The organism is Prevotella denticola (assembly GCF_900454835.1).
GTDB lineage: Bacteria > Bacteroidota > Bacteroidia > Bacteroidales > Bacteroidaceae > Prevotella > Prevotella denticola.
In genome coordinates this window covers 1-3,118 of record NZ_UGTM01000003.1, presented here as the reverse complement: position 1 = coordinate 3,118, position 3,118 = coordinate 1, and the positions used below count along the sequence as shown (strand labels likewise).

General features: G+C 39.4%; 4 protein-coding genes. 2 read left to right on the top strand and 2 right to left on the bottom strand.

The genetic code is table 11. The annotated features are described in order from the left end of the window. Positions 1-345: 345 nt before the first annotated feature. Both DYH27_RS13245 and DYH27_RS13240 read right to left on the bottom strand, forming a co-directional pair. The gene (locus tag DYH27_RS13245; RefSeq protein WP_007369094.1) at positions 346-1,089 is read right to left on the bottom strand and encodes a hypothetical protein; all 744 of its coding nucleotides are present in this window, start codon (positions 1,087-1,089) and stop codon (positions 346-348) included. A gap of 126 nt (positions 1,090-1,215) precedes the next feature. Further along, positions 1,216-2,196, bottom strand: coding sequence for a replication initiation protein (locus tag DYH27_RS13240; protein WP_021583533.1), 981 nt, complete (start codon positions 2,194-2,196; stop codon positions 1,216-1,218). Between the two features lie 418 nt (positions 2,197-2,614). On the opposite strand from DYH27_RS13240, the gene DYH27_RS13235 reads away from it, so the two are divergent. Together DYH27_RS13235 and DYH27_RS13230 are read left to right on the top strand one after the other, a co-directional pair. Continuing rightward, on the top strand, positions 2,615-2,872 hold the full coding sequence (locus tag DYH27_RS13235) for a hypothetical protein (protein WP_025068497.1): 258 nt from the start codon (positions 2,615-2,617) through the stop codon (positions 2,870-2,872). After that, positions 2,862-3,118: hypothetical protein (locus DYH27_RS13230; protein ID WP_115338040.1), on the top strand; the 257-nt coding region annotated here is incomplete at its 3' end. The genes DYH27_RS13235 and DYH27_RS13230, both read left to right, overlap by 11 nt.

Genomic DNA, 3,118 nt, shown 5'->3' with positions numbered 1-3,118 from the left:
GTACAAAAACATTTTCAACCACAAGAAAAGAACAAGCGAAAATGTTAGATGGGGGTGTAGGGGGCAGCATAGCCCCCACAGCGACAGCACCGAAAAGCGATAGCGGTTAGGTGTGCGCCCGATGGTGTGGAGGAACGAAACACCCTGCGCACAGTGGAGAGGAATGGAACGACCTCCTATAAGACAGAAATATCCACCTGATGGGTAGAAAAAAGTGTTGCGTCAGTTCTATAAGTGCAGGTGTCCGTATCTACATCTATAAACGATTTCCACGCAGAAAAGTGTAAAAATGAAAAGCACTTGATGCAGAATTTCTGCATCAAGTGCTTTTATATTTTGTTTTAGTTATGATTCGTAAATACTGATACCTCCGTTTGCTTCACCTCCAAGAGGCCCTCCTAAAGTAAACTTCCAATTAAATGGTGCACTTCCTCCACCTGTCCACCACCAGTATCTTTGTATTCCTCCATAAGTATGCCCTATGCCATTAGTGCTAAATGAGGTGCCATATGCAGATTTACCTGTTAGACATGTCATGCCGAAATTCCACGCCCCTCTTGCGTAGCAGATATCAAGTTCGCTTGTAACGTGTGAAGCGGATGTTTTAAAATCTGGATCTCTTGTTCCTCGTTCCCAATTTCCATCCATAAAGTACCCTGAATATAGCCATTTCCCAGCTCTTGTAGCTATATAAGGCTGCTTTGTTCTAACATCTTTGAAATTTATGTCGTGAAGTTGATGAAGAGGGTCTATAGTATATGAAATGAAATTTTCTTTTGTGGTCAAATACATTGTTACTATTTTACCAGCATTAAAATCATTGTCTATGCGTTGATTTAAGTCTGTTACGATTTTGAAAATTTTCGCAAGGTTCTCTTTTGAGATACCCTCTGCTTCTTGTTGTTCATCTGTTATAGCAATAGTGTATTGATGAGCAGCAGAATCAATATGCATATACTTTTTCGCAGACTCTAAATCCATTTCCAATGTATGGATTGTTGATGCCTTTTGGTAATCGTCATCAGAAAATTGGCAGCCTCCTAATATGAAAACTAAAAGGCAAAGATAGAAATAGATAAATTTTTTCATATTAAACGATTTTATAGATTTCTGCAAAAATACATATTATATTTGAATAATGCAAAAAAAATATATTTTTTTTGAAAATATCTGTTCTTGTTAATCTCAGTTTTTAATAGGATTTCCTCCAATAATCTATTTGACTTCAGCAGTTTTCTTCTTGATAGCGTTGATTACATAGCCAATGCGGTTCTTGGCTGTCCTCGATGGACCGACAAGGGAAGAAAGAAAGCCAATGAAGTCGGGTATTTTCTTTTCCCCCTCGATGATGGTCTTTTTATTCTTGCTTATTTCTTCAGCTTTGAACTCGAAAGAATAGCGTAGGTAGCTGTAAGCCTCTTGGCTTATCTGTATGCTTGCTGATAACTTTGAGCGCATTTCGACCTGGAGTAATTCTGGGTCTTGTTTGTCGGGGTGGAATGTTGGGAAGAACTTAAAGCCTACAACCTTACGCCTCTCTTTAATCTCGATGTAGTTGAATGAGTAGGGGCTACTCTCGTCAAGTTCTTTCTTTGCTATATCTAATACCCTTGTTTTGAAGTGTCCCACAAGTTTATATTTATCCTTGACACCGAAACGTAACTTTAAATCTTCAAAGGTAAAATCTAATGGTCTTTTCTGTCCGCTCATAAGTTCATACATACGCATCGAATAGACGGACTTAAACCCCATAGCGGTAACAAGTTCATACTTACGATAACCTTTCGTGAAGTCCAATAGACACCGCCATATTTCGTCAAACACGTAGAACTTTGATAAACCCTCTCTCTTCTTGATTTTAGGGTTAGTTATAATAGGGGTAAATTGCCAAATCTCATCGTCTTCATACTCGATGTGCTTCTGTGATAAAGTCCTGAAAGCCTTTTTCGCTTTATCGTGGTTCTTGTCGTCCTCGTCTTTCAGAATATCAGCTACGGGCATAGTTATTTCTCTGCCGAATAGTGTAGGCTCTATTTTGTGCATATTATCTCGTATCATAATACCTTTAAGTTCGTCTTGTGCAAATTCAATAAGACGATACATAATGCGTTTCTCATAGGCTGAAAAGTCATACTTTGCAGTCGTGAAGATATATGATTGAATTGCTGCCTGTGAGCCTTTAATAGTTCTTGCCATAACTTGTTGATTTAGAATTACGTTGCAAAGATAATAATTTATTATCACAAACATAAATAGTTTGCGCATAATAGTATTAAATTTGTGATAGTTAGAGTCAGATTTAGTATTAAATTTGTGATAGTTAGTATTAAATTTGTGATAGTTAGAGCCCATTTTTTCGCATAATGCGCGCGCGCGAGGATAGACATAACAGACGTTGTCCATAACAGAAATAAGGCCTTTATCGGGTTGGGTTCCCGAAAATCGGAAAGGAAACAAAAGGAAAAAAGACAAAAACATTCCCCCTTTGAGGGGGTGGAGGGGGTGCAGCGTAAGCGTGAAGAAAGCAAGCTTTTTATGGCGTGTACCAAAATTGGTACATTTTTATTTGGAGAATTTAATTTTTGTGTTTATCTTTGCCCCCAAAAGAAAGACTATGGCAGTATTGAATTTTACATCAAGAGAATTTCGGAGCCAGCAGGCTCATGTGTTCGACTTGGCAGACCAGGGCGAAAAGATTGTTATTCGCAGAAGTAAGAAACAGGCTTACACCCTCGTTCCCGTTGAAGATGAAGATATAACTTTCACAAAAAGCCTTGAAGAGCGTATCGGCATGGCACTTCAAGAGGTGAAACAGATGCGTGAGGGCAAAATCAAGGAACTTTCAATGAAAGAACTTCTCGATGAACTTTAGAATTATACCAACTCCGACTTTTGCAAAGAGCTTGAAGGCATTGGCAAAGCGCCATAAGTCCATGAGGGCGGACATGGAGGAATTTACAAAATCCCTTGAAGAGAACCCTTTGCAGGGTGCGGAACTTATACCAGGTGTCCGCAAAATCCGCATGGCCATCAAATCAAAGGGCGGAGGAAAGTCTGGCGGTGCCAGGATCATCACGTACAATGTTCTCGCAACGGAGCAGGAGGGAGCCGTCTATCT